Raw genomic sequence first — 24,770 nt, 5'->3', positions numbered from 1 at the left:
CATCAATGGGCCGCGTTCTACCGCACCCCCGAGCAGCGCCCCGGTGTCGCGACTGCCCGCCAGGTCCAGGGCAAGCAGCTCTCCTACAACAACATCAACGACACTGACGCCGCCTTCGAATGCGTCGCCGAGTTCGATCCTGCAGTCTCGGCCGCCTGCGTCATCGTCAAGCACGCCAATCCCTGCGGCGTCGCCAGCGGCAGATCGCTGCTCGAGGCCTATGAGAAGGCGCTGGCTTGCGACCCGGTCTCGGCCTTCGGCGGCATCGTCGCGCTCAACCGCAGGCTTGATGCCGAGGCGGCACGGAAGATCGTCGAGGTCTTCACCGAAGTGATCATCGCGCCCGAGGCCGATGACGAGGCAATCGCAATGATCGCCGCCAAGAAGAACCTGCGGCTGCTGCTGACCGGCGGCCTGCCCGATCCGCGCGGCGGCGGGCTGTCGCTGCGCACCGTTTCCGGCGGCTTTCTCGCACAGGCTCGGGACAACGCCGTCGTCGACGACATGGAACTGCGGGTCGTGACCAAGCGCGCGCCGAGCGAGGCCGAGCTCGCCGATCTTCGCTTCGCCTTCCGCGTCGCCAAGCACGTCAAGTCGAACGCCATCGTCTACGTGAAGGGTCAGGCGACTGTCGGCATCGGCGCGGGCCAGATGAGCCGCGTCGATTCCTCGCGCATCGCGGCCTGGAAGGCGAGCGAGGCTGCGAAGGCTGCTGGCGTTGCCGAGAGCCTCGCCAAGGGCTCGGTCGTGGCCTCCGACGCCTTCTTCCCCTTCGCCGACGGCCTGCTTGCCGCGGCCGAGGCCGGTGCCACGGCGGTGATCCAGCCCGGCGGCTCGATGCGCGACGACGAAGTGATCAAGGCGGCCGACGAGGCCGGCCTCGCCATGGTCTTCACCGGCCATCGCCACTTCCGCCACTGAGGCGCGGACGCCGCAAGGGCCGCTCTCGACCACGGGCGCGGCCTGGTCCTATTCTGCCGGCGTCGCGAGCGAGGCCGGCATGACGCAGACCCATCAGCGGCGCACGCCCTTGCGGACGCGCGTTGCACACGAACACGCCAAGGTCAGCTTCGTCGAGCTGTTCTTCGATCTCGTCTTCGTCTTCGCGATCACGCAGATCTCGCACACATTGCTGGAGCATTTCACGCTGCTTGGGCTCGCCCAGGCCACGCTGCTGCTCGGCGCGGTCTGGTGGGCCTGGGTCTGCACGAGCTGGGTGACCAACTGGCTCGACCCCGACTCGACGCCGGTCCGTCTGATGCTGTTCGTGCTGATGTTCATCGGCCTGGCGCTCACGACCTCGCTGCCGGGCGCATTCGAGGATCGCGGCCTGATCTTCGCCTGCGCCTATGTCGCGATGCAGCTTGGACGCAGCGTCTTCACGCTGATCAGCCTACGGGGCCGCAGCCCCGCCAACTACCGGAACTTCCAACGCATATGCCTCTGGTTCGCGCTGTCCGGCGTGTTCTGGATCATCGGCGGATTAGCCGATGGCGGTCTCCGCTTCGGGTTCTGGGCGCTCGCACTTGCGCTTGAATATGGCGCGCCCTGGATCGGCTTCAGGGTGCCGGGTCTCGGCCGCTCCAGCACCGCCGAATGGGATATCGAAGGCGCGCATCTTGCCGAACGATGCGCGCTCTTCATCATCATCGCGCTCGGTGAATCCGTACTGGTGACGGGCGCCACCGCATCGAAGCTGGCAGCAACGCTGCCCAATTCGCTTGCCTTCGCCAATGCCTTTCTCAGCTCCGTCGCGATGTGGTGGTTGTATTTTCATGTCGGCGCCGAGCGCGGCAGCCAGCGCATCTCCATGGCGGAAGATCCGGGCTCGCTGGCTCGCAGCGCCTACACCTTCATCCCTCTGCTCCTCGTCGCCGGAATCATCCTGGTCGCCGTCGGCGACGAGTTCGTGCTCGCGCACCCGACCGGCCACACCGAGCTCAAGGTGGCGATCGCCGTCATCGCGGGGCCGATCTTCTACGTGATCGGAAATCTGCTCTTCAAGAAGGCCACGGCAGGATGGTATCCGCTGTCCCACCTCGTCGGGCTTGGACTGCTGGTCCTCTGGGCTCCGACGGGCGCGATCCTGCCGCCGCTCGCGCTGAGCTTCGGTGCAACGCTCATCCTGGTCCTGGTCGCGGCCTGGGAAACGCTCTCGCTTCGGCCGAAGGAGGCCTGACGCATGCATACGATGAAGATGCTCTCGGCCGGCTTTGCGCTGCTCGGCCTGCTGCTGTTCCTGGCGCCGCGGGTGAACCGCAGCAGCGCGCACCCCATCGCCTATGCGGTCAAACTGTTCATTCCGCTCTGGCTCGCGGTTTCGCTGATCAATCTCGTCGTTGGCGTGACCCGCGCCGGCTACACGGTTCTCGAGGAGGCTCCGATCCTGCTCATCGTCTTCGGCATCCCGATGGCGATCGCGCTGCTGCTACGCTGGTTCTTTGGAAAGGCCTCGGCATGAGTCTCGAATCGGTTCGCTCGTTCTTCGCGGAGCACGCGCCGGACATCGCCATAATCGAGACTGTAGAGAGCAGTGCGACGGTCTCGCTAGCCGCGGCGGCTCATGGCGTCGAGCCGGCGCAGATCGCCAAGACGCTCTCGCTCCGGATCGGCGAGCGGGTCGTGCTGGTCGTCGCGCGCGGCGATGCACGGCTGGACAACCGCAAGGCCAAGGCGGCCTTTGGCGGCAAGCCGCGCATGCTCGATCTCGGCGAGGTCACCGAGATCACCGGCCATCCGGTCGGAGGCGTCTGCCCCTTCGGGCTTGCCTCCCCGCTACCGGTCTATTGCGACATCACGCTGAAGGCTTTCGATGAAGTCGTGCCGGCTGCCGGATCCGCCCAGAGCGCGCTCCGCATCAGCCCACAACGCATGGTCGAGCTGACCAAGGCCGAATGGGTCGATGTCTGCCAGGAACCGGCCTGACGGGCCTCAGCCCTTGCCGCCGACGCGCTCGATCAAGGCCATTGCGGCAGCCGGGTTGCGGATCTTGTCGCCGCTGATGACATATAAAAAGACATCGCGGCCGCCCTGCACTCCTGCGGGCGTCGCGACTGTGTCGAGATCCTTCGGCACCTCGCCTTCCGCCCAGCGACGGGCGCGCTCGGCCCAGGCGTCTAGGTCTGTGGCCGAATAGCCGTTTGGTTCGGCCTCCTGCGTGCCCATGATGCGGCTATAGACGAAAGGCGCCGTCGGATCGGCAATCTGCGTGTATTTGGAATCCGCWGCAGTGACGACCGCTACGCCGTATTCGCGCAGCAGCGCGACGAAGTCCGGCGAGCGAAAACTGTCATGGCGAACCTCGACGGCGTGGCGGAGCGCGCGGCCTTCGACGGATTTCGGCAGCAGTTTCAGGAAAGCTTCGAAATCCACCGGGTCGAAGGCCTTGGTCGCCATGAACTGCCAGTTGATCGGGCCGAGCTTCTCCCTGAGCTCCAGCACGCCGCCCGTGATGAATTTCTCGATCGAGGGGCCAGCTTCCGCAAGCACGCGGCGGTTGGTGATATAGCGTGAACCCTTCAACGAGAAGACGAAGCCGTCCGGCGTCTCCTCGCGCCATTTGGCGAAGCTTTCGGGCTTCTGCGAGCCGTAATAGGTGCCGTTGATCTCGATCGAAGTCAGCTTGCTGCTGGCATATTCGAGCTCGCGCTTCTGGGAGAGACCGTCAGGGTAAAAGCTGCCGCGCCAAGGCTCGAAAACCCAGCCTCCGATGCCGATCCTGATGGCGCCCTTTGCTGCTGCGGACATGACGGCTCCTCGTTCAAGCTGGCTGGCGGCATTCTTGTCGCAAACGGGCATTGAGACCACCCGCTTTCGGAGAGCCGTCCCAACCCGTCTCGTCATATCGTGGCCAAACGGCTTGTCAGCGCCTGTCAGCAGACGTTCGACGACCCGGCCTCAGCCGTCGCGCAACCGCTTGTGCAGACCAGCGGCGTCCAGGCCGCCCAGATCCAGCAACGGCAGGAGATCGTTCTCCGCCCTGAAATCCCGCGCGCAGACCGCATTGAACAGCGCGATGCCGGCCTGATGCAACGGCACTGCCACGCCCGTGATGGCGCCGAGCAGTTCGAGCGGCACGAGCCCGAAGGGCACGTCCTCCGTGATGAAGCGGGTATCGAGCGTCTTCGGCCCCATCAGCTCCGGGCGCATGGCATAGACCGCGGTAGCCATCTCGCCGACAGGGCCAGGCGTGACGCCGAAGGACAGGGCATAGTGATCCTGCACACTGCGCACCGCGAGTCCGAAGGCCGCCGCAAGCGCGAGCCGCTCCGCGTCCATCGCATCGATGATGCGGCCGACGCCGCGCGTCGTGCTCCCGTAATTCGGCCAATCCTCGCCCTGTTCCGCGCGGGTCAGATTGCACAGCATGCTCGCCATATGCCCGGGCGGATTGAGGTTGCTCAGCATGATGGCGAGCAGGTCTTCACGGGGCTCGAACCGATCGCCGAACAATGCCTGGCAGATCGAGTGCCCCTCCGCTGCGAAGCGTCGCGGCCCGGTCGCGACGTCGAGCCGGGCACGGATGCCGGAGATGTTGACGCTGCGCGGCCCCGTCTTGCGCGCGGTCAGCGCGGTCGTCGCCCAGGCGGCAATCGGCAGCGTGATCCCGCGCTTCGCCAACAGGTCATGCAGATAGAGTGCGGCAAAGGAGCTATGCGCGCTGATGACCACGCTCTGGCCGTGATGCAGATGCTCCGAAAGCGTTTCCAGCACGGTTCGGAAGCCATTGGCCGGCACCGCCACGATGACGGTTTCGGCGCCCGCCACGGCGTCCGCACAGCTCTGCGCGACCGCGATGGGCAAGGATGCGACGATCTTCCCGGTTACCGTCAGTTCCGCGCGCCCGGCGAAATCCGAGAGGGCCACTCCGCTCGGCGACCACAGCACCGGCTGATGCCCATGTTGCGTCAGATAGGCGGCATAGCCTCGGCCGATACCGCCGGAGCCGATGATGGCGACACGCATGTTCGATGGACTCTTGCTGCGTGGACGGCTCAGTCGCGAACCGGTTCGCCGAGCGTATGCATCAGCCGGTTGGCCCAGCCGAAGATCGAGGCGGAAAGGATCAGGTCGAGGATTTCAAGCTTCGACAGTCCAAGATCGCGCAACGCGGCAATATCCGCCGGTGTCGCCTCGGACGGCGTCTTCGAGAGCCTGACCGCGAAATCGAAGATCGCCTGCTGGTGTTCCTCCAGCTCGGCATCGACGCCATCGGCGAAGATTGCTTCGATCACGTCTGTCCGCTTCGTCAACTGGTTGAAGCGCGAGGCATGCACTGCCGCGCAGTAGACGCAGCGATTGACGATCGAGGCGCCGACTGCCCCAAGCTCCCGTTCGGCCGAGGACAGTCCGCCCCTGCCATACATGATGGCGTTGAAGAGCGGCGAGCGCACCTTCAGGGATTCGGGATCATGCGCGAGCGTGAGGACATAGGCCGAAACCTTCTTGTTCGACGGCGTGATCTGCAGCGCATCGAGCTGCTCCGGCGTCGCGTCCTCGAGCGCGACCGGCGTGACATAGGGCGACCAGCGCGGCACCTCGGCCGTGAACTCATGGACCGGAGCGCTCACAGGACCTCCTCCAGCAGCCGCAGGCCGGCAATCACGCGGACCTGGTAATTGACGAAGGCAGCAAGCTCGGCGAGCCGGACGATGTCGGGCTCCGCGATGCCTGCCGCCTTGAGCGCCTCGATATCCGCCCGCGTCGCGTCCTTGACCGTCTTCGTCAGGATGTCGACATGACGCGTGACCGCGATGAGCCGCGCATCCGCGCCGAGTTGCTCAAGGGCCGCGCCCGAAGCGATCGCCGCCAGCGCGGAGGTCTCTCCGGCTTGGCCGAGCAGTTCCCGGTAGTGAGCGGCCAGCCCGGAATCCCCGTTCCATCGGGCCATCCTGACCGCCAGCGCCGCACGTTCGGCATGGCTCAGACCGCCCGGCTCGCGCGGCAGCAGGACCGCGTCATGGCTGGCCTGGCTCATCTCCATGATCCCGGAGCGCTCTGATACGGCGTCCGCAAGTTGGGAGCCCGCCTTCAGCCCCGCCAGGCTCTCGATCAGATTCGTCCCGCTCAATCCCATCTCCCCTCGCCGTGACGAGCGATGTTTAGGATCGGCGAAGGCGAAGGTCCACCCGTCGATCTATGCGGGTCCGGTTGCCGGCTATATGACAGATTCATGATCCGACGCGCGGCACGTCTCTGCCTTGCCCTTGCGGCTTCCGCCTGGCTTGCCGCCGGCCCGGCAGAAGCTCGCCGCGTCCAGATCATCACCTCGTTCCCGCCCGCCTTCTTCGAGCCCTTCCGGACGGCATTTCGCAATCGGCACCCGGACATCGCGGTCGAGGTCGTGCAGCGCAAGACCACCGCAGCCGTTGCGGATATCCGGACGCAGCAGCGTCAGGAGGCCGATCTGTTCTGGGCCTCGGCCCCCGACGCCTTCGAGTTGCTGAAACGGACCAGGCTGCTGGCACCGCTGCAGGCCCGGGCGACCGGCGCCCCCGAGACCATCGCAGGCTATCCCGTCAATGATCCGGATGGGCACTATCTCGGCTTCGCCGTCTCGGGCTACGGGCTGGTCTACAACCCGTCCTATCTTGCGGCGCGTGGGCTCCCGGTACCGCGCAACTGGGCCGACCTTGCCGCCCCCGCCTATGCCGGCCATATCGGCCTGACCTCGCCGGCCCGCTCCGGCACGACGCACCTGATGGTCGAAGCCCTGCTGCAATCGCTCGGCTGGGAACGTGGCTGGGCGCTCTGGTCCGAGATCGGGGGCAATCTCGCCACCATCACGGCGCGCAGTTTCGGCGTGACGGCCGGTGTGTCGCGCGGCCGCTTCGGCATCGGTATCTCGATCGATTTCCTGGCAGAAACCGCCGGCGCGGAGGGCGAGACCAGCCGCTTCCTGCTGCCGGAGGAGACGCTCTTTGCACCAGCCAGCATCGCACGGCTGGCAACGTCACCCAATCCGAAGGAAGCCGAGCTCTTCATCGACTTCGTGCTCTCGCCCGAGGGCCAGAAACTGCTGCGCGAGCCGCGGATCGGCCGGCTTGCTGTCTCACCGGCTGCCTATGGTGCCGACGAGGCGCCGCCGCATCTTTCGGACCTGTCGGGCCTCTTCAACCGGACACGCTTCGATGCCGGGCTGTCGGCCGGCCGCTACGAACTGGTCAACATCATCTTCGACGAGTGGATCACCTTCCGCCGCGCGGAGCATGCCCGGCTCTGGCGCAGCCTCCAGGGGCTGGAGGCCGCGCTTCTCGCCTATCCCGACGGGCAGGCCGCCCGCCTCGTGACCGAAGCGCGCGGAGCGCTGGTGCGGCCGCCCATCTCCGCCTCGGAACTCGGCCAGCCCGAACGCTTTCGCGATCTTGTGCGTGTGCCTCGGGGCCTGGCCGTTCCAGAGGCACAGGCGCGTATCGAAGCCGAGATCCGCAGCGCAATAGCAGCCCAGGCCGCTGACGCCACAGTCAGGTTGCGACAGGCTGCCGAACGGCTCGCCGCCGCAGGGTGGACCAACGCGGATGACGGGCTGGCCGGAGGGCTGCCATGAGGCGCCTCTGGCGAGACCGACGTTTCGGCATCGGCGAACGCCTGATCGCCGCCTTTCTCGGCGTCGGTCTGTTCGCCGTCGGCGCCGGCATCGTCGGCGTCATCTCCTATGAGCGCCTGAGCACGGAACTGGCGGCCATCGCCCGCGATCATCTGCCGGGCCTGGCCTCTTCGGCGAGGCTCGCCGAAGCCAGCGCGCGCGTCATCGCCAGCATGCCCGAGCTTGCCAATGCCGAGCGGCGCGACGCCTATGAACGCAGCCGACGACTTGTCGGAGAACGGCTGGACGAGCTCGACCGGGTCCTGGCTGAGCGGGCCGAGGGAGGGTTCGCCTCGCCCGCCCTCGCCGCGGTTGCGACGGAAATCCGCAGCAATCTCAAAGCCATCGATGCGGTCTCGGAGCGACGCTTCCCGCTTGGCGAGCGCAATCGCGCCATCGGTGAGGAACTGCGCTGGCTCCAGGCCGATCTCCTCGACGAAATCGAGCCGCTCACCGACGATGCCCGCTTCAATATCGAGACGGCGCTCGGCCAGGCCGGAACCGATGCACCAAGCGCGGCCAAGCCGAATGCCATTCGCGAGGAGACCCGCAAGAGCGCGGCGTTGATGACGCTGAATGCCCAGGCGAACCTGATCGTCGGACTTTACGGGCGGCTCGGCGTGGTCCGCACCCGCGAGGATATGGAGCAGACGGGCCACGTCATCGGCGAGGCGGTCGACCAGCTCGAAATCGAGACCAGGGCACTGAATGGCTGGCCCGATACCATTACCGTCAGGCAGATTGCCCAACGGCTGATCGGACTTGCCGATGCCGGCACCGGACTGCCCGCCATCAAGCGTGCCGAGCTGGCGGCCCAGGCCGACGCGCAACGCCTGATCACGGAAAGCCGACGGCTGGTCAGCGAGCTCGGCACACTGGTCTCCCAGGAGGTCCAGAGAACGGAAGCAACCGCGAAGGCCGCTGCCGAGCGTTCGGCTACAGCGATCAGGCTCGGCCGCAACCTGCTCCTGGCGATCGCCGCCGCCTCGCTGATCGGAGCCCTTCTGATCGGCTGGTTCTATGTCCGCCGGCATCTCGTCGCGCGGCTGCGCGTGCTCGCCGAAGCCGCGACCAGCATCGCCAGCGGGCAGTCCTCTGCTGTTTTGCCCCACGCCGGCAATGACGAGCTCGGCGACCTCGCCCKGGCGCTCGCGGTCTTCCGGCAGACCCGCGACGACCTGATCCAGGCGGCCAAGCTCGCCGCGCTCGGCCAGATGGCTGCCGGCCTCAGCCACGAACTCAACCAGCCGCTGGCGGCGATTCGCTCCCATGCCCATAACGGCGTGCTGCTGCTGGAGCGCGAGCGTCCAGACGAGGCCCGCCACGCCATCATGCGCATCCAGGCGCTGACAACGCGCGCCGCCGACTTGATTGCTCACCTCAGGCGCTTTGCCCGCAAGCCGGGCGTGACGCTTTCTCCCGTCGAGGTCGGCGGTGTGGTCGAGACGGCGCTGTCGCTCTTCGGTCCGCGTCTCGATGCCGGGCAGGTGACGCTGAAGCAGGACATGCCAGGCGAAAGGCTCTATGTCCGCGCCGAGGAAATCCGGCTGGAACAGGTCCTAGTCAACCTCATCGCCAATGCCCTCGATGCCATCGCCGGCCGGCCGGACCCGACGCTCGCGATCGGCGCGGCCCAACGCGGCAAGGCCGTCGAGATCTGGGTCGAGGATAACGGGCCCGGCATCGACCGCGCGCATCTGGAGCGAATCTTCGACCCGTTCTTCACGACCAAGCCGGTCGGCTCGGGGCTCGGCCTCGGCCTCTCGCTCTCCTACAACATCATCAAGGACCTTGGCGGCACGCTCGCCGTCGCCAGTTCCGGTCCCGCCGGCACACGCTTTCTGATTATGCTCGAAGCCCTGCCGAACCGCGCAATGGCTGCCATGGAAATTGACGCATGAATGCGCCAAGGATTGTTCTCGTCGACGACGATGCCGAGGTTCTCGAGGCCTGCCGGCTGACCTTGGAGCTCGAAGGCTTCGAGGTCGCGGCAAAGCGCTCGGCCGACGCAGCCCTTCCCCTGCTGACCCGCGACAGCCCCGTCGTTCTGGTCAGCGATGTCCGGATGCCTGGCCGCGACGGCTTTGGCCTGCTGGCGGCGGTCAGGGCGATCGACCCGGAAATTCCGGTCGTGCTCGTCACCGGCCATGCCGACGTCCCCATGGCGGTGAAGGCGATCCGCGACGGCGCCTGGGATTTCGTCGAGAAGCCGGCCGATCCCGTGCTCCTCACCGAGACCGTCCGCCGGGCGAGCGATTACCGCCGGCTGATCATCGAAAACCGGCAGCTGCGTGCCGGAGCCACCCCCGACGACCCGTGGATCGCACGGCTTGTCGGCGCCTCGCCGGCGATCGTCCGTTTGCGGCAGCGGCTGACCCTCATGGCCGATGCCGATGCCGATGTACTGCTCTTCGGCGAAACGGGGACCGGCAAGGAGGTCGCGGCCCGCGCACTGCACGATCTCGGCAAGCGCCGCAGCGGCCGCTTCGTCGCGGTGAACTGCGGCGCCATTCCCGAAACCATGATCGAGAGCGAGCTTTTCGGCCATGAGGCCGGCTCCTTCACCGGTGCGCGCGAGCGGCGCATCGGCAAGATCGAGCATGCCAGCGGCGGCACGCTCTTTCTCGACGAGATCGAGTCGATGCCGATGGCCGCGCAGGTCCGGCTGCTGCGCGCGCTCCAGGAGCGACGCATCGAACGCCTCGGCTCCAACCGCGAGATCGCGGTCGATATCCGCATCGTCGCGGCAACAAAGGCGGACCTCGCTGCATTGGCCAAGGCCGGCGGATTTAGAGAGGACCTCGTCTATCGCCTCAATGTCGTGACGCTTCGCCTGCCGCCCCTGCGCGATCGGCGCGAGGACATTCCATTGCTGTTCCAGCACTTCCTCGGGCTCGCCGCCGCTCGCGTCGGCCGCTCCGCCCCGCCGCTCGGCCGCGATCTGCTGCAGCGCCTGTCACGGCAGGACTGGCCCGGCAATGTCCGCGAATTGCGCAACGCCGCCGAACGCAGCCTGCTGGGGATGGACGAGGATTTCGATGATCACGAGACCGTCGCCGGACCATCGAGCGCCGAACTGACGCTGGAAGAACAGATCGCGCTCGCCGAAGCCGAGGTGATCGGCGCGGCGTTGAAACGCCATGGCGGCCGGATCGGCGTCACGGCAGCCGCCCTCGGCATCACCCGCAAGACCCTTTACCTCAAGATGCGCCGCTACGGATTGAGTGGCGCGGCAGCGCTTCCCGACTGACGTGGCGATGTTACCGTCCTGACCCATCCCCTCGACGCGACGGTTACCGCAACGACCCGCAGAGACCGCGAACTGCGCGCGCGAACCGGGATTTCCTCAACATAATCAACACGACGCCCGGTTGGCATCGTCGTTGCTGACAGATGTGCATCGGCCTCGACGCCGGGTGAGCAAAAACTGTCTTGGAGGAAATCATGGTCAATCGCAGGGTCGCACTCGCGGCCGCCCTCGGCCTGTCGCTCAGCACGTCATTCGCAACCATCGCCCTCGCCCAGGCCCCGGCCGGCAAGGTCACCGTCGTCACCTCCTTCTCCAAGGACGTGACCGACCCGATCAAGAAGGCCTTCGAGAAGGCGGTTCCGGGCGTCACGCTCGAGGTTCAGAACCGCAACACCAATGCCGGTGTGAAATATGTCGAGGAGACAAAGGCCAACAACCAGGTCGATCTCTTCTGGGCATCGGCTCCTGACGCCTTCGAAGTGCTCAAGGGCAAGAAGCTGCTGACGCCCTACAAGCCCAAGGCGGCCGGCATCCCCGAGAAGATCGGCTCCTATCCGATCAATGATCCGCAGGGCTTCTATTTCGGCTTCGCGGCATCGGGCTACGGCATCATGTGGAATGATCGCTACGCCAAGGCCAACAAGCTGCCGGAGCCGAAGGACTGGCAGGATCTCGCCAAGCCGGCCTTCTACGACCATGTCTCGATCGCCTCGCCGGCCCGCTCCGGCACGACGCACCTGACCGTCGAGACCATCCTTCAGGGCGAAGGCTGGGAGAAGGGCTGGCGCACGCTCAAGGAGATGTCGGGCAATTTCCGCTCGATCACGGAACGTTCGTTCGGAGTGCCGGAGGCGGTGAACTCCGGGCAGGTCGGCGTCGGCATCGTCATCGACTTCTTCGCCTTCTCGGCGCAGGCGTCCGGCTTCCCGGTCAAGTTCGTCTACCCGACCGTGACCACCGTCGTGCCTGCCAATGTCGGCATCATCGCGAACCCACCGAACAAGGCGGCGGCCGAGGCCTTCGTCGAGTTCCTGCTCTCGCCGGCCGGCCAGGAGGTCCTGCTCGACCCCGGCATCCGCCGCCTGCCGGTCAATCCGGCCGTCTATGCCAAGGCCGGCGCCGACTATCCCAACCCCTTCACCGATCCGCGCTTCCAGAAGATGATCGGCTTCGACGTCGACAAATCCGAAGCCCGGACCGCTGTCGTCGACACTCTGTTCGACCAGCTGATCTCCTTCCAGCTCGATGCGCTGAAGGGCGTCACCAAGACGCTGCACGAGGTCGACGCCGCGCTGGCGAAGAAGCCCAACGCCCAGGCCAAGGCTGCAGCCGATGAGGCACGCAACCTGATCGCAGCCATGCCGGTCTCGGAAGCGCAGGCTGCAAGCGCGGAACTCCGCGGCGCCTTTACCGGCGGCAAGGAGAAGGGCGCCAGACAGGCGGAGCTCGAGAGCCAGTGGGCCAATGCCGCCCGCGAGAATTACGCCAAGGCCAAGACCAAGGCCGAGGAAGCCCTCAAGCTCGCGCGCTGAGCCGTCGCCGCTGCCGTCATCCCTGCCGTAGCGACGTGAAGAGCCGGGATCCATGCCGGCCTCCCATTGGAGGCTCGGGCATGGATCGCGGATCTCCGCGCGGCCGTCTGGCATGATGGCGCGGGCTTTATCGATCGAGCCTCTTTCGGGAACTCCCCATGACCGCCGTCCCCGCGCTCTCGCGCCCCAAACGCATGTCGGCGACGCCTGGCCAGATCGCGCTCGCGCTGGCCATTGCAGCCTTCCTGCTGTTCTTCCTCGTGCTGCCGGTGGCAACGGTGATCTATGTCGCCTTCACCGAGAAGGGTACGAACAGCTTCACGCTGATCAATTTCTACGACTTCTTCCGCACCGAGCTGTTCATCCGGTCGTTCTGGAACTCGGTCTATGTCTCGGCCATGTCGGTGGTCTGGGCGTCGGTCTTCGCACTGCCGCTGGCCTATCTGACGACGCGTTTCGTCTTCCGCGGCGCTGCGGTCGTCCAGACGCTGGGTTTCCTGCCCCTGATCATGCCGCCCTTCGTCGGCGCCGTGGCGATGCAGCTCTTCTTCGGCCGCAACGGCTCGATCAACCTGCTGCTGGATGATTGGTTCGGCTTCAAGATCGGCTTCATGGAAGGGCTGAACGGCGTCATTTTCGTCCAGTCGGTCCATTATTTCCCGTTCATCCTGATCAATCTCTCGGCGGCGCTGCGCAATATCGACCGGGCCATGGAAGAGGCCGCGCAGAATCTCGGCTCCTCCGGCTTCCGCCTCTTCCGCCGCATCGTCTTCCCGCTTGCCATGCCGGGCTATCTCGCCGGCGCCTCGCTGGTCTTCGTCAAGGTCTTCGACGATCTGGCGACCCCCCTCCTGCTCAACGTCAAGGACATGCTGGCGCCGCAGGCCTATCTGCGGGTGACCTCGATCGGGATTGCCGACCCGATGGGCTATGTCATCTCGGTCGTCCTGATCATCGCCTCGGTCGTCGCCATGTGGCTGTCGGCGCTGGCGCTGAAGGGCCGCGACTACGCCACGACCCAGCGCGGCGGCGGCGGCCTCGCCAAGCGTGTGATGTCACCGACCGAGGCCATCTTCGGCTATGGCGTCGTCATCCTGATCCTGGCGCTGGTGCTCGCGCCGCATCTGGGACTGCTGCTGCTCTCCTTTGCGACGATCTGGTCCTATTCGCCGCTGCCGGACGCCTTCACCGTCGCTCATTACGCCCGCGTCTTCGGCGAGAGCTCCGTCTACATCAAGAACACGCTGATCTATGCCAGCATCGCAGGCGGGATCGACATCGTGCTCGGTGTGGCGATCGCCTATCTCGTGCTGCGGACGAAGCTGGTCGGCCGCGAATGGCTCGACTGGACGGCGTCGGCGGCACTGGCGATCCCGGGTGTGGTGCTCGGCATCGGCTACCTCCGGACCTTCTACGGCATCACCTTGCCGGACGGCACGCCGCTCGCCTCGCTCTGGATCACCATCGTGCTGGCGCTCGCGATCCGGCGCCTGCCCTATGCGCTGCGCGCCTGCCACGCGGCGCTGCAGCAGATCTCGGTCTCACTTGAGGAGGCGGCGGAGAATCTCGGCGCCACCAAATCCCGGACAGTGCGCCGCGTCGTCGTCCCGCTGATGGCAGGCGGCATTCTCGCCGGCTTCGTCACCAGCTTCTCGACCGCGGCGGTCGAGCTCTCGGCCACGCTGATGCTGGTGCAGTCCAACTCCGACGCGCCACTGGCCTATGGGCTCTATGTCTTCATGCAGTCCGCCGCCGGACGCGGGCCTGGTGCGGCGCTTGGCGTCGTCGCGGTCATCCTCGTCGCGGCCTGCACCTTCCTCTCCCATCTCATCATCGAACGCAGCCAGAAGGCCAAGGGAATGGGCCACTGATCATGAACGCCATCGCACCGCTCGCTACCAAAGCCGTCGCCGTCGATATCGAGGACATCAATCTCTCCTACGGCACCAATCATGTGCTGAAGAACGTCAACCTCGCGATCCGGCCCGGTGAATTCTTCGCCTTTCTCGGGCCATCGGGCTGCGGCAAAACCACGCTGCTCCGCCTCATCGCCGGCTTCAACCAGGCCGATACCGGCCAGGTCCGGATCGGCGGCCAGGACATTTCCACCCTGCCGCCCTGGAAGCGCGATGTCGGCATGGTCTTCCAGTCCTATGCACTCTGGCCGCATATGACGGTCCGCAAGAACGTCGCCTTCGGTCTGGAGGAGCGCGGCGTCGCCCGCGCCGAGATCGAGCGGCGCGTCGGGGTCGCGCTCGACCTGGTCGGGCTCGGCCATCTCGGCGACAGGCGCCCATCCCAGCTCTCCGGCGGCCAGCAGCAGCGCGTCGCGGTCGCGCGCACCGTCGCGGTCGAACCGAAGGTCCTGCTGCTCGACGAGCCGCTCTCCAATCTCGACGCCAAGCTGCGCGTGCAGGTGCGGCGCGAGCTGCGCGACCTGCAGCAGCGCCTCGGCCTGACGACGATCTTCGTCACCCACGACCAGGAGGAGGCCAACACGATCTGCGACCGCATCGCGGTGATGAACGAGGGCATCGTCCAGCAGGTCGGCACCCCGATGGACCTTTACGAGCGCCCGGCCAATCTCTTCGTCGCGAATTTCCTTGGTACCGCCAATATCCTCGAGGGCAAGGTTGTCGGCAGCGGCACCGAACGCGCCTTCGAGGTCAAGGGCGGCGCGAGGCTGCCGATCCCGGGCGATGTTGCCGTCCCGACCGGCGCCAAGCTGGTCTTTCGTCCCCAGCATGCGACTCTCGGTGCCGCAGGCGCCACGCATGCTGGACAAGTCGCGTTGCCGGGCAGGATCGCGCATCGCGAGTTCCTGGGTTCAAGCATGCGCTACGGCGTCACGATCGGCGAAACCGAGGTCTCGGTCGACCTGCCCTTCCAGTCGGGCGGCGACCTGCATGAGGTCGCGGCACCCGTCAGCCTGTCGCTGTCGCCGAGAACCGCGCTCTGGCTGGAGCGCTAAAGCATCGGCCAGGAAAGTGAATTGAGGTTTTCGGGGAAAGCCGATGCAAGCACGGAAGCCTGGATCATCGGACCGGATACGGTATCCCGTCAGATGATCCAGCCCTGGCGAGAATCACGACCAATGCGCGGCGCCGGGCAAGGCCATGACGAATATCCATTTGCCAGAACGGTGCCGCGCCGCTCAGAGTTGGTGCATCCCGTGATGCCGTGACGGCTATTTGCTTGCGCGACATCGCTCGCCGACCTTGCGCAAGAGACCTTCGCCATGAGCCCGCCTGCCGCCGCCCGCATCGACATCGAGCGCTTCTGGACGACAATAGAACGGTCGGGCGAGATCGGCCCGGGCCGGCCGGGCGGTCTCTCCAGGCTTGCCCTGTCGGATGCCGACAAGCAGGTCCGCGACGAGTTCGTCGGCTGGTGCCGGGAGGCCGGCCTCACCGTCCGCATCGACGGAATCGGCAATATCTTCGCCCGGCGTCAGGGCCGCGACGACACGCTGCCTCCCGTCGTGATGGGAAGCCATCTCGACACGCAGGTGAATGGCGGCCGCTTCGACGGCATCGCCGGCGTGCTCGGCGCGCTCGAAGTCTGCCGCACGCTCGATGCGCTCGGCCATCGCACGCGCCGCCCGCTGGAGATCGTGAACTGGACCAATGAGGAGGGCGGCCGCTTCTCCCCGCCCATGGTCGGCTCGGGCTGCTTCACCGGCACCTACACACTGGACTGGGCCCGCGGTCGCACCGACGATGACGGAATCAGCCTCGGCCAGGAGCTGCAGCGCATCGGTTATCTCGGCGAGATGGAGGCAAGCCCGCACGCCTTCGACGCCTATTTCGAGTTCCATATCGAACAGGGCCCGATTCTCGACCGCGAGGGCATGCAGGTCGGCGTCGTTACCGGCGGCTACCCCAGTTGCGGCATGCTCGTCGAATTCCGAGGCGAGACCGCCCATACCGGTCCCTGGCCGATGGAGCGGCGCAGGAACGCCCTGGTAGCCGGCGCGCGCCTTCTCACTGCGGTCGACGATATCGGCTGGGAGAACGCCGGCACGGGCGGCAAGGCGACAGGTTCGCGGCTCGTCGCCTGGCCGAACAAGCCCGGCATCCTGTCGGACTGGGCGCAGGCGGTTTGCGACGTCCGCCATCCCGACGCGGAGACGACCCTGGTCATGGCCGAGCGCGTGCGCCGCGCCATTGGCGAAGCCGCAGCACGCGGCGGCTGCACGGCCGAAATCCTCGACACCTGGAACTGGGGCGGACGGATTTTCTCGGGCGAACTGATCGAGGGCATCCGCTCTGTCTCGCTCGGGCTCGGCTACCGGACGCAGGATATCCTGAGCCAGGCCGGGCACGACGCCTATTTCGTCGCCCGCCATGCTCCGACGGCGATGATCTTCGCGCCGTGCAAAAACGGCATCACCCATAACAACCTGGAACTCTGCACGCGCGAGGATCTGGAGCCCGGACTGAATGTCCTGTTGCGCTCCGTCGTCGCGCGTGCCGATCGATAGGGGCTCCGTCGCCCCGCGCGATGCCGATGTCTAGGACGGGTGGCTGAAGCGAGCGACCCGCGCATCCTTCATCAGGTTGCAAAAGTCAGGTCCACTGACGCGCACCAACGTCCTGTGGTCACCACCCTCGAAATAGACGTCCCTGGCGTCATGAAGGCTTTCATCGAGGATCACCGGCACGTCATAGGCCGATCCGATCGGCGGAACCGCACCCAGGTCGCAATCGACGAACAGCGAACTCACCTCATCCTCCGAGGCGAGGCCGAGCCGCTGGTGTATCACATCCTGCAAGGTGGAGAGTTCGATCCGGTGTGTGCTGGGAACGACGGCCAGGACGTAGCCACTCTCATGGTGAACCACCACGGATTTGGCCAGCCTGCTGCCCGGGACATGCGCGCCAGGGCCGGGGCACAGGCTCCGCCCGTGCGAGCCGGCGAGCCTTTGACACGCGGCTGTGGATCCGGGCTCCGGGCCTCGGCTAACCGATCGTCCCGGAACCTCTCGATTGTCTGCCCGCCAGCGGCCTCAGCTCAGGCTTGAGCGCTTCATGAAGGCGCCGCCCTTCATGATCAGCGGCATATGCCGGCCCTGGCGGGTCAGCAACGCCAGGTCCTTCAGCGGGTCGCCGTCGACGACGACCAGGTCGGCATGGGCGCCCGGCGCGACCGTACCGATCTTGCCTTCGAGCCCGAGCAGCTTCGCCGCGACATGGGTGGCCGCACCGATCACCTCATGCGCCGGCAGGGCGCGGCCGCGAATGACGAACTCCTCGGACTGATGACGATGCATCTCGCCGAGAAGATCGCTGCCATAGGCCATGGGCAGGCCCGCCTTCCTCATGATGGCGAGCGAATCCATGCCGGCGACACGGACATTCTCGACCTTGGCGATGGAATCCGGCGGGAAACCGAGCTTGCCGCCTTCGCTGGCGAGCTTGTCATAGGTCACCAGGGTCGGCACGGCGACGGCGCCCTTCGCGGCGGCGAGCTTGGCTGTATCCGCCTGGATCAGGTTGCAATGTTCGAGCGAGTGGACGCCAGCCTCGACGCAGCGGCGGATCGCCTCGTCCGTATAGACATGGGCCGAGACATAAGTGCCGGCCATCCGGGCTTCCTCGACGATCGCCTCGAGCTCGCTCACGGAATAGCCGAGGAAATGGATCGGATCGGTCGGAGAGGCACAGCCGCCATTGGCCATGATCTTGATGAAATCGGCTCCGCCCTTGAGCTCCTCGCGAGCCGCCCGGCGCACCTGGTCGATGCCGTCGCAAATGCGGCCGAGAGCGCCGAGTCGATGACGGGTCGTCACCGCCTCGCGATCGTCATAGCGGCCGCGGAAATCGGCATGGCCGCCGGTCTGGCTCAGCGCCTTGCCAGAAATGACGAGGCGCGGTGTGGGGAAATGCCCCTCCTCGGTCGCAACCTTCAGCCCGAAATCGGCGCCGCCGACATCACGCACCGTGGTGAAGCCGCGCAGCAGCATCTCGCGCATGATCACGAGGGAGCGCACCGTCACGAGGGAGTCCGGCAGCGCCGCATTGCGCCCGAGATCGGCGACGCCGGCGATGACATGCACATGCGCGTCGATCAGCCCGGGCATCAAGGTCCGGCCCGCCAGATCGATCACCTTCGCCTTGCCGGCGGACACGGTCTTGCCGACCTCGCGGATCGTCCCGCCCTCGACCAGGACTGAAACCGGTGCACCGCGCTCCGGCGCGGTGCCGTCGACGATGCGGGCATTGGTGAAGAGGGTGGAAGCCACGGCAATTCTCCAGTCGGATGGGAGCTGTCAGACAGCGCGCGCTGCTGCGCGGGCAGCCAGGAATGCGGGAACCAGCAGAGGCGCCAGCCGCTCAACCAGCGGCACATGCTCCTCGCGATAGAAGCCTTCCGGCGCGAGCAGGTTGATCGTGCCAACGACCTTGCCGTCATAGAGCGCCGGGACATTGATGACCGAGCCGAGGCCCATGCTCTCGATCAGCACGTGATCGAAGAAGGCCCAGCGGATTCCGGCCTTGTCGCGCCCGAGATAGGGCTTGCGCCCCTTCAGCACATGGTCGCCCCAGGGCGTCGGCCCCATCGTCTTGCGGCCCGAGACCGGATATTCGGCCGGGCGGTTCGAATAGATACGCGCGACCTCCTCGCCATCGACGTAGAGCAGGGTGAAGAGCTCATGCCCGACGAGCTGCTTGGTCACAGCCTCGAAGGCCTTGAACAGCGTGTCCGGCTGGCCGGGCTCTGCAAGCAGGCGCGACAGGGCGGCAAGATCATCGGACATCGTGAACTCCGGGATTCAGGCTTTGAAAGGAACGGGTTTGGGTGCACGTGGAATGCGTTCGGGCAGGAGCCCCTGCGGCCGCAGGTGCAGGACGAGGATCAGCGCGAGCCCGACCAGGATCTCGCGCAGTGCCGCGACCTGGACAGGCTGCAGACCTGGCACCCATTCGGTGGCGAAGCGCGTCGCCTCGAGGAAGATCACGACGAGATAAGCGCCCACGACCGCGCCGCTCGGGCGACCGACACCGCCGGCAGTCACCGCCAGGAAGATGTAGATCGTGATCAGCGGCTGGAAATGGTCAGGCGACACATAGGACTGGAAATGCGCATAGAGCGCGCCGGCCAATGCCGCGATGGCAGCTGAGAGCGCGAAGGCCTGGAGCTTGAAACGCAGCACCGTCTTTCCGGCGAAGGCCGCAAGCTGCTGATCCTCGCGGATCGCCTTCATCGCCCGGCCATAGGGCGAGCCGTCGAGCCGACGCAGCAGCAGCCAGACGCCGGCCACGATCAGCGTGACCAGACCGAGATAGAACAGGTTGAAGCCCATGAGGCCGAGCTCGGCCTTCAGAGGCGCCTTGATCCCGGAAATGCCGTCGGATCCCTTGGTGAGCCAGCGCTCGTTCAATGCAACGAGCCGGATCACCTCGGCAAAGCCGAGCGTGACGATGGCGAGATAGTCGTCGCGCAGGCGCAAGGTCGCGAATGTGACGACAAGCCCGACCACCGCGCCGACCGCGAGCGCCGCGGTCCAGCCGAAGAGCACCGGCGCCCCTGCCCCAGTCGCCAGCGCAGAAGCATAGGCTCCGACCGCAAAGAACCCGGCGAGGCCGAGATTGACCAGTCCGACGCCGCCCCAGATCAGGTTCAGGCTGAGCGCGAGCAGCGCGTAGATACCACAGAGCGTCAGGGTGAAGATGACATAGGACAACATCAGACCGCCCTCTCGCCCAGGATGCCGCGTGGACGGAAGGTCAGCATGATCAGGATCGCGATGAAGCCGACGGCGGTGCGATAGGTTGCGGGCACCGCAATCAACGCCAGTTCTTCGGCGATGCCGAGCGCAAGCGCTCCAACCACGGCGCCAGGGATCGAGCCGAGCCCGCCGAGCACCGCGGCGGCGAAGACCGACAGCAACACGCGATAGCCGGTGAGCGGGTCGATCGAGGTATCAAGGCCGATCAGCACGCCGCCGACACCGGTGAGCCCAGCGCCCAGGAAGACGGTGACGATGGCGATCCGGGCAGGATCGATGCCCTTCAGCCGGGCGAGATCGGGATTGTCGGCGACTGCGCGCATGGCCTTGCCGAAGCGCGTATAGCGCAGGAAGGCAAACATCGCGGCCATGATCACGACCGCCAGCGCAAGGCTCTGCAGCTGCTGCGGGCCAATCCGCAGATCGCCGAAGCGCATGTCGCGCATCAGGGGCAGGTCATAGCCGCGCATGTCGTTGCCGAAGACGAACCGGACGATATTCTCAAGCACGAGATTGAGCGCGATCGAGGCGATGGCGACGATGAGCGCCCCGTTCCCGCGCAGGCGGCTGAGCGCACTCTCCTCCGCGACCACGCCGACGGCTCCGGCGATAGCAAACGCAATCACGAGAGCCGGAATAATCGGCAGCCCCAGCACCACATTCGCCCACCATGCGGCAAAGGCGCCAATGGTGGCATAGGATGCGATGGCGAAGTTGGGATAGCGCAGCACGGCGAAAATGGCCGAGAAGCCGACAGCCGGGACGGCAATCAACGCCCCAGTCATCAACCCGTTGATGAGCGCCTGCAGGAAAAGGGTCACGCGCGCGGGTCTTTCGGGATCAGGCGATCTTGACCAGAACGATCTTCCCGCCCTGGACCTGCTCGTAGCGGAACTTCGAGTCGCTGATATCGCCGGTCTCGGTGAAGTCGCACGGGCCGCTGGCGCMGTCATAGTCGACGGGCTGCTTGGCTGCGATCGCCTTCAGGCCGTCAATCGCATTATCGATCTTGGCACCGCCCGGCGCCTGGCTCGCCTTGCGGATCGTGTCCTTGATCGCCGTACCGGACGCATCGCCGGCCAGCGCGATCGCCATCAGCACCAGGTTGATCTGGTCATAGATCTGCGTCGTGTAGGGATCGGGCGAAGCCACGCCGATCAGCTTGACCAGGCGCTCATAGGCCTTCGAGCCTTCCGCCGACGAGGGCGAGATCGTGTAGGTCTTGTCGACGACATCGGCCGGAACGCTGTCGACGAGCTTCTGGTTCACCGAATAGCCGAAGGCGACCTTGAGCCCGCCGAAGCCGGCCCGGAAGAGGTCTTTCAGCATCACGGCGGTGTCGGGCGTATAGCCGCCGAACACGACCGCGTCGGGCTTGAAGCGCAGCACCTCGTCGATCTCGGTGCGATAGGCAGGCTTCTTGTCGTCATAGATCAGGGACGCCGTCTCGCCGCCGCCCTTCTTCACGGCCTCGGTGATGTTGTCGAACTGGCTCTTGGCGAAGGGCGTCTGCGGCGACAGGAAGAAGACGCGCTTGGACTTCTCGGCGATGACGAACTCGCCGAACTTGCGGCCCTGCAGCGTCGTCGTCGGCTGCGTGCGGATCAGATAGCCCTGATGCGGCAACTGCGTGATCGAGTCCGCGCCCGAGACGGTCGCCAGGAAGGTCTTCGATTCCCAGCAGAGCGGCGCGACCGCGGTCGTGACCGAGGAGGCCCAGGTGCCGAGAATGGCCGAGACCTTGTCGACGTCGATCAGCTTGCGCGCCGCGCGGACGCCGGCTTCCGGATTGGTCTGGTCGTCCTCCGAGATCAGCTCGATCTTGCGCCCGAGCACGCCACCTGCCGCATTCACCTCATCGATGACGGCCTTGACCGCCTTGACCATCACCGGGCCATAGGGACCACCCGAGCCGGTCAACGGCGTCAGGGTGCCGATCCTGATCGGCGCGCCCTGGGCGAGCGCGAGCTTCGGTAGCGCACTGACACCGGCGAGCGCGGCGGCACCCGTCAGAAGCGTCCGGCGGTTCGTCATGAAATCAGCCATGGTGATCCCCTTGTCCTTATGTTTCTTGAACTGTGTCGGCGTCGGCTTCAGCCGCCCAGGAAGAGGCGGCGGATATCGGGGTCGGAGGCGAGAGCAGGTCCCGCCCCCTCTCGGCTGTTGCGGCCAGAGACGAGCACATAGCCCCGCGTCGAGATTTCGAGCGCTTCGAGCGCGTGCTGCTCCACCATCAGGATCGGCAAGCCCCCCCTGTTCAGGGCGACGATCGCCTCGAACAGTTCATCAGCCGCCTTGGGCGAGAGCCCGGCTGTCGGCTCGTCGAGCAGCAGCAGGCTCGGCGCATTCATCAGCCCCATCGCCATCGCCAGGATCTGCCGCTGTCCGCCCGACAGCGTACGCGCCAGCGCGCGCCGCTTCTCCGCCAGCATCGGATAGCGCTGATACATCTCTTCGCTGCGCGTCCTGACTCCGCCGGGATCCTGGAAACCGCTGATCTCCAGGTTCTCGGCAACCGTCATCGCACCAAAGACATTGCGTTCCTGCGGTACGAAGCCGATGCCGGCCCGCGCCCGGCCAAGCGCATTCGCAGCCGTGATATCCGCGCCGTTCAGGCTGATCTGGCCCTTGCGCGCCGCAACCAGCCCCGCGACGGTCTTGAGCAAGGTCGATTTACCGGCCCCGTTCGGCCCGATGATCGAAACGATCTCGCCTGGTGCGACCCTGAGCGACGTGCCCTTGAGAATTTCTTCGGCCGCGCCGTAGCCGGCGACAACACCGTCGACCGAGAGCAGGGCGGCGCCCGCAGCCGCGCTCAATGCCGCCTCCCGAGATAGGCTTCCTGCACCCGGATGTCGGCGGCGACCTCCTCGAACGAACCCTGGGTCAGGGTCCTGCCCTCGGCCATGACGACGACCGGTTGGCAGAGGCGCTTGATCAGCGCCATGTCATGCTCGATCAGGCAGATCGTCAGGCCTTCACGGTTGAGCCCGACGAGATGCTCGGCGATCTCGTCGGCCAGGCTCGGATTGACGCCCGCCATCGGCTCGTCGAGCAGCAGGATTTTCGGCTTGGCCATCAGGGCTCGCCCGATCTCGACCAGTTTTTTCTGACCGCCGGACAGCGCCGTGACCGGATTATCAAGCACGTGGTCGAGCTTCAGCCGGCGCGCAATCTCGAAGGCGCGCCCTGCCAGCTCGGCTTCGCGGCGGCGCGCCGCAGCAGAGCCGAACAACCCCGCGAGCAGATTCTCGCCGGGCTGATCCGCGCCATAGAGCATCAGATGCTGGAAGACGCTGAGCTTGGGGAAGCCCCGCGCGAGTTGAAAGGTCCGCACAAGCCCCGCCGCGACGAGTTCTTCCGGTGCCAGGCCCGTTGCATCCTTCGGCCCCAGCGCGACTGTACCGCCCTTGGGCCGGTACAGTCCGGATACAGCATTGAACAAGGTCGACTTACCGGCACCGTTGGGGCCGATCAGGCCGGTAAAGCTTCCGGCCGGCACAGCGAGATCGACACCGCGCAGCACATGCACGCCGTAGAAGTCGAGCTTCAGGCCCGTGACCGTCAGCAGCGGCGTCATGAAGCCTGTGCCCCTGCAACCGACCGGCGTGAGGGCAATGTCTGTGTCGGAAAATGCTGGCGGACCTGAAGCTTCCAGAAATTCAGCATCTCGGCGTAATAGGCGGGGTCCTTCCGCAGCACGGTCTGGGCGATCATGCCGCGCACCAGGCACATCGTGGCGTTCATCACCACGCGGGTATGGTCCGCATCGACCTTGGTGCGGGCGGCGAGTGCGGTCCAGACCGCATCCAGACCAGCGTGGAATTCTCGCACCACGGGCACGAGATCAGCCCGGAACTCGTCATTGTGCCGCGCCTCCGGCAGGAACTCCATGGTCACATAGAACAGCCGATCCGACATCATCTGCCAGATGTAGTCGACGATCTCGTCGCTGGAGCCACCCCGCTCTGCGAAGGCCTCAGCGAAGCGATGCAGGTTGCGCGAGGAACGCCCGAGCAGATCGGCGACAGAAGCCGTGATGATCGCCTCGCGCCCGGCAAAGTGATGCGTCAGCGCGCCGCGCGAGACGCCGGCGGCGCGGGCAATTTCGGGGGTGGTCGTGCGTGCGAGCCCGCGATCATGCATCAGATCGATCGTCGCATGCATCAGCCGCGCAGAGGTGTCCGCGCTGCGTTCCTTCTGCGATCGCCTCTTGCCGGTTCCGGTCAAGCTGCCCCTCCACTTTCAGCCGAGGGCAAGCCTGTGATCGCATTTACAAACAGTCAAGACTGTTTCTACGGCGACGATGCTGAGTTGCGTGCTGAACGGGTAAGCGGCAATACACACTGAGGATCCGGCCAAAGCCAAGGCCGGTCTGCCCGCGGATTTTGCAGGGAGCCATGGCATGTTGTTCAGCTGGGACGAGGCCGTTGCCTACGCACTGACGCTTCCTGGCGCCAGGATTTCAACCAGCTACGGCATGCCGGCGGTCAAGGTGAAGGGCCGGGCGTTTCTGTCGCCAGGGCACGAAGCTGGGTCCTTCTGCATCGCGATCGATCGTGACACGGTCACCATGCTGATGGCGTTGGCTCCGGCGACATACTGGCAAACTGCGCATTATGTCGGTTGGCCGGCAGTCCTGGTCCGGCAGGATGACGCGGATCCCGAGCA

Annotated in this window: 23 protein-coding genes and 2 pseudogenes; 12 read left to right on the top strand and 13 right to left on the bottom strand. The window is 66.0% G+C overall.

Annotated elements, in window-relative coordinates; genetic code table 11:
- The 4 genes from purH to AC1D34_RS19135 all read left to right on the top strand — a co-directional run.
- On the top strand, nt 1-921 hold a 921-nt coding region (gene purH / locus AC1D34_RS19150; protein WP_476825036.1), incomplete at its 5' end, for a bifunctional phosphoribosylaminoimidazolecarboxamide formyltransferase/IMP cyclohydrolase.
- 79 nt (nt 922-1,000) lie between these two features.
- Complete coding sequence (locus tag AC1D34_RS19145) at nt 1,001-2,179, top strand: low temperature requirement protein A (RefSeq protein WP_441492697.1); 1,179 nt, start codon at nt 1,001-1,003, stop codon at nt 2,177-2,179.
- A gap of 3 nt (nt 2,180-2,182) precedes the next feature.
- Entirely contained in the window at nt 2,183-2,461 is a 279-nt protein-coding gene (locus tag AC1D34_RS19140; RefSeq protein WP_441492696.1) for a hypothetical protein, read from the top strand.
- Entirely contained in the window at nt 2,458-2,925 is a 468-nt protein-coding gene (locus AC1D34_RS19135) for a YbaK/EbsC family protein (protein WP_441492695.1), read from the top strand. Before AC1D34_RS19140 ends, AC1D34_RS19135 begins: the two co-directional genes overlap by 4 nt.
- Before the next feature lie 6 nt (nt 2,926-2,931).
- On the opposite strand, the gene AC1D34_RS19130 is transcribed toward AC1D34_RS19135, so the two are convergent.
- The 4 genes from AC1D34_RS19130 to AC1D34_RS19115 all read right to left on the bottom strand — a co-directional run bounded on the left by AC1D34_RS19130 (nt 2,932) and on the right by AC1D34_RS19115 (nt 6,070).
- On the bottom strand, nt 2,932-3,747 hold the full coding sequence (locus AC1D34_RS19130; RefSeq protein WP_441492694.1) for a DUF72 domain-containing protein: 816 nt from the start codon (nt 3,745-3,747) through the stop codon (nt 2,932-2,934).
- A 150-nt stretch (nt 3,748-3,897) separates the two neighbouring features.
- On the bottom strand, nt 3,898-4,965 hold the full coding sequence (locus tag AC1D34_RS19125; RefSeq protein WP_441492693.1) for an NAD/NADP octopine/nopaline dehydrogenase family protein: 1,068 nt from the start codon (nt 4,963-4,965) through the stop codon (nt 3,898-3,900).
- Between the two features lie 29 nt (nt 4,966-4,994).
- Nucleotides 4,995-5,570, bottom strand: a complete 576-nt coding sequence (locus tag AC1D34_RS19120) for a peroxidase-related enzyme (RefSeq protein ID WP_441492692.1) — start codon at nt 5,568-5,570, stop codon at nt 4,995-4,997.
- The gene (locus AC1D34_RS19115) at nt 5,567-6,070 is read right to left on the bottom strand and encodes a CMD domain protein (protein WP_441492691.1); all 504 of its coding nucleotides are present in this window, start codon (nt 6,068-6,070) and stop codon (nt 5,567-5,569) included. The genes AC1D34_RS19120 and AC1D34_RS19115 overlap by 4 nt, the downstream gene beginning before the upstream one ends.
- A gap of 102 nt (nt 6,071-6,172) precedes the next feature.
- Here AC1D34_RS19115 and AC1D34_RS19110 point away from each other — a divergent pair, with 102 nt between their 5' ends.
- The 7 genes from AC1D34_RS19110 to AC1D34_RS19080 all read left to right on the top strand — a co-directional run bounded on the left by AC1D34_RS19110 (nt 6,173) and on the right by AC1D34_RS19080 (nt 16,850).
- Nucleotides 6,173-7,546, top strand: coding sequence for an ABC transporter substrate-binding protein (locus AC1D34_RS19110; protein ID WP_476825035.1), 1,374 nt, complete (start codon nt 6,173-6,175; stop codon nt 7,544-7,546).
- Nucleotides 7,543-9,486: an ATP-binding protein gene (locus AC1D34_RS19105; RefSeq protein WP_476825034.1), complete on the top strand. Its 1,944-nt coding sequence runs from the start codon at nt 7,543-7,545 to the stop codon at nt 9,484-9,486. Before AC1D34_RS19110 ends, AC1D34_RS19105 begins: the two co-directional genes overlap by 4 nt.
- Entirely contained in the window at nt 9,483-10,835 is a 1,353-nt protein-coding gene (locus tag AC1D34_RS19100; RefSeq protein ID WP_476825033.1) for a sigma-54-dependent transcriptional regulator, read from the top strand. The genes AC1D34_RS19105 and AC1D34_RS19100 overlap by 4 nt, the downstream gene beginning before the upstream one ends.
- 194 nt (nt 10,836-11,029) lie before the next feature.
- On the top strand, nt 11,030-12,367 hold the full coding sequence (locus tag AC1D34_RS19095; RefSeq protein ID WP_441507456.1) for an ABC transporter substrate-binding protein: 1,338 nt from the start codon (nt 11,030-11,032) through the stop codon (nt 12,365-12,367).
- A 158-nt stretch (nt 12,368-12,525) separates the two neighbouring features.
- Complete coding sequence (locus AC1D34_RS19090) at nt 12,526-14,238, top strand: ABC transporter permease (RefSeq protein ID WP_441492686.1); 1,713 nt, start codon at nt 12,526-12,528, stop codon at nt 14,236-14,238.
- 2 nt (nt 14,239-14,240) lie between these two features.
- The gene (locus AC1D34_RS19085) at nt 14,241-15,338 is read left to right on the top strand and encodes an ABC transporter ATP-binding protein (RefSeq protein ID WP_476825032.1); all 1,098 of its coding nucleotides are present in this window, start codon (nt 14,241-14,243) and stop codon (nt 15,336-15,338) included.
- A gap of 267 nt (nt 15,339-15,605) precedes the next feature.
- Nucleotides 15,606-16,850 (top strand): Zn-dependent hydrolase, encoded by a 1,245-nt coding sequence (locus AC1D34_RS19080; RefSeq protein WP_476825031.1) that lies wholly within the window; start codon nt 15,606-15,608, stop codon nt 16,848-16,850.
- A 30-nt stretch (nt 16,851-16,880) separates the two neighbouring features.
- On the opposite strand, the pseudogene AC1D34_RS19075 reads toward AC1D34_RS19080, so the two are convergent.
- The 9 genes and pseudogenes from AC1D34_RS19075 to AC1D34_RS19035 form a co-directional block, all read right to left on the bottom strand.
- A pseudogene (locus tag AC1D34_RS19075) lies at nt 16,881-17,246 on the bottom strand (aminoacyl-tRNA deacylase); the annotation flags it as partial.
- 129 nt (nt 17,247-17,375) lie between these two features.
- Entirely contained in the window at nt 17,376-18,611 is a 1,236-nt protein-coding gene (locus AC1D34_RS19070) for a metal-dependent hydrolase family protein (RefSeq protein ID WP_441507458.1), read from the bottom strand.
- 27 nt (nt 18,612-18,638) lie between these two features.
- Nucleotides 18,639-19,127, bottom strand: a complete 489-nt coding sequence (locus AC1D34_RS19065) for a GAF domain-containing protein (RefSeq protein ID WP_441507459.1) — start codon at nt 19,125-19,127, stop codon at nt 18,639-18,641.
- 15 nt (nt 19,128-19,142) lie between these two features.
- A complete protein-coding gene (locus AC1D34_RS19060; RefSeq protein ID WP_441492679.1) occupies nt 19,143-20,057 on the bottom strand; it encodes a branched-chain amino acid ABC transporter permease in 915 nt (304 codons plus the stop codon).
- Complete coding sequence (locus AC1D34_RS19055) at nt 20,057-20,920, bottom strand: branched-chain amino acid ABC transporter permease (RefSeq protein ID WP_441507461.1); 864 nt, start codon at nt 20,918-20,920, stop codon at nt 20,057-20,059. Before AC1D34_RS19055 ends, AC1D34_RS19060 begins: the two co-directional genes overlap by 1 nt.
- Nucleotides 20,921-20,939: 19 nt before the next feature.
- Nucleotides 20,940-22,145, bottom strand: a complete 1,206-nt coding sequence (locus AC1D34_RS19050; protein WP_476825030.1) for an ABC transporter substrate-binding protein — start codon at nt 22,143-22,145, stop codon at nt 20,940-20,942.
- 47 nt (nt 22,146-22,192) lie between these two features.
- Entirely contained in the window at nt 22,193-22,918 is a 726-nt protein-coding gene (locus AC1D34_RS19045; protein WP_441492676.1) for an ABC transporter ATP-binding protein, read from the bottom strand.
- Nucleotides 22,915-23,679, bottom strand: coding sequence for an ABC transporter ATP-binding protein (locus tag AC1D34_RS19040; protein WP_441507464.1), 765 nt, complete (start codon nt 23,677-23,679; stop codon nt 22,915-22,917). Before AC1D34_RS19040 ends, AC1D34_RS19045 begins: the two co-directional genes overlap by 4 nt.
- A complete protein-coding gene (locus AC1D34_RS19035) occupies nt 23,676-24,329 on the bottom strand; it encodes a TetR/AcrR family transcriptional regulator (protein ID WP_476825029.1) in 654 nt (217 codons plus the stop codon). Before AC1D34_RS19035 ends, AC1D34_RS19040 begins: the two co-directional genes overlap by 4 nt.
- Nucleotides 24,330-24,504: 175 nt before the next feature.
- On the opposite strand from AC1D34_RS19035, the pseudogene AC1D34_RS19030 reads away from it, so the two are divergent.
- A pseudogene (locus tag AC1D34_RS19030) lies at nt 24,505-24,770 on the top strand (hypothetical protein); the annotation flags it as partial.

Source organism: Allobosea sp. P1_A7 (assembly GCF_056406775.1).
Note: the sequence above shows the minus strand (reverse complement) of the source record. Positions and strands in the feature narration are given on the sequence as shown.

Excerpts from the sequence above, each read along its gene's own strand:
- AC1D34_RS19145 (WP_441492697.1), top strand. The coding sequence starts at position 1,001 with ATGACGCAGACCCATCAGCGGCGCACGCCCTTGCGGACGCGCGTTGCA.
- AC1D34_RS19140 (WP_441492696.1), top strand. The coding sequence starts at position 2,183 with ATGCATACGATGAAGATGCTCTCGGCCGGCTTTGCGCTGCTCGGCCTG.
- AC1D34_RS19135 (WP_441492695.1), top strand. The coding sequence starts at position 2,458 with ATGAGTCTCGAATCGGTTCGCTCGTTCTTCGCGGAGCACGCGCCGGAC.
- AC1D34_RS19125 (WP_441492693.1), bottom strand. The coding sequence starts at position 4,965 with ATGCGTGTCGCCATCATCGGCTCCGGCGGTATCGGCCGAGGCTATGCC.
- AC1D34_RS19110 (WP_476825035.1), top strand. The coding sequence starts at position 6,173 with ATGATCCGACGCGCGGCACGTCTCTGCCTTGCCCTTGCGGCTTCCGCC.
- AC1D34_RS19100 (WP_476825033.1), top strand. The coding sequence starts at position 9,483 with ATGAATGCGCCAAGGATTGTTCTCGTCGACGACGATGCCGAGGTTCTC.
- AC1D34_RS19095 (WP_441507456.1), top strand. The coding sequence starts at position 11,030 with ATGGTCAATCGCAGGGTCGCACTCGCGGCCGCCCTCGGCCTGTCGCTC.
- AC1D34_RS19090 (WP_441492686.1), top strand. The coding sequence starts at position 12,526 with ATGACCGCCGTCCCCGCGCTCTCGCGCCCCAAACGCATGTCGGCGACG.
- AC1D34_RS19085 (WP_476825032.1), top strand. The coding sequence starts at position 14,241 with ATGAACGCCATCGCACCGCTCGCTACCAAAGCCGTCGCCGTCGATATC.
- AC1D34_RS19080 (WP_476825031.1), top strand. The coding sequence starts at position 15,606 with ATGAGCCCGCCTGCCGCCGCCCGCATCGACATCGAGCGCTTCTGGACG.
- AC1D34_RS19065 (WP_441507459.1), bottom strand. The coding sequence starts at position 19,127 with ATGTCCGATGATCTTGCCGCCCTGTCGCGCCTGCTTGCAGAGCCCGGC.
- AC1D34_RS19060 (WP_441492679.1), bottom strand. The coding sequence starts at position 20,057 with ATGTTGTCCTATGTCATCTTCACCCTGACGCTCTGTGGTATCTACGCG.
- AC1D34_RS19040 (WP_441507464.1), bottom strand. The coding sequence starts at position 23,679 with ATGACGCCGCTGCTGACGGTCACGGGCCTGAAGCTCGACTTCTACGGC.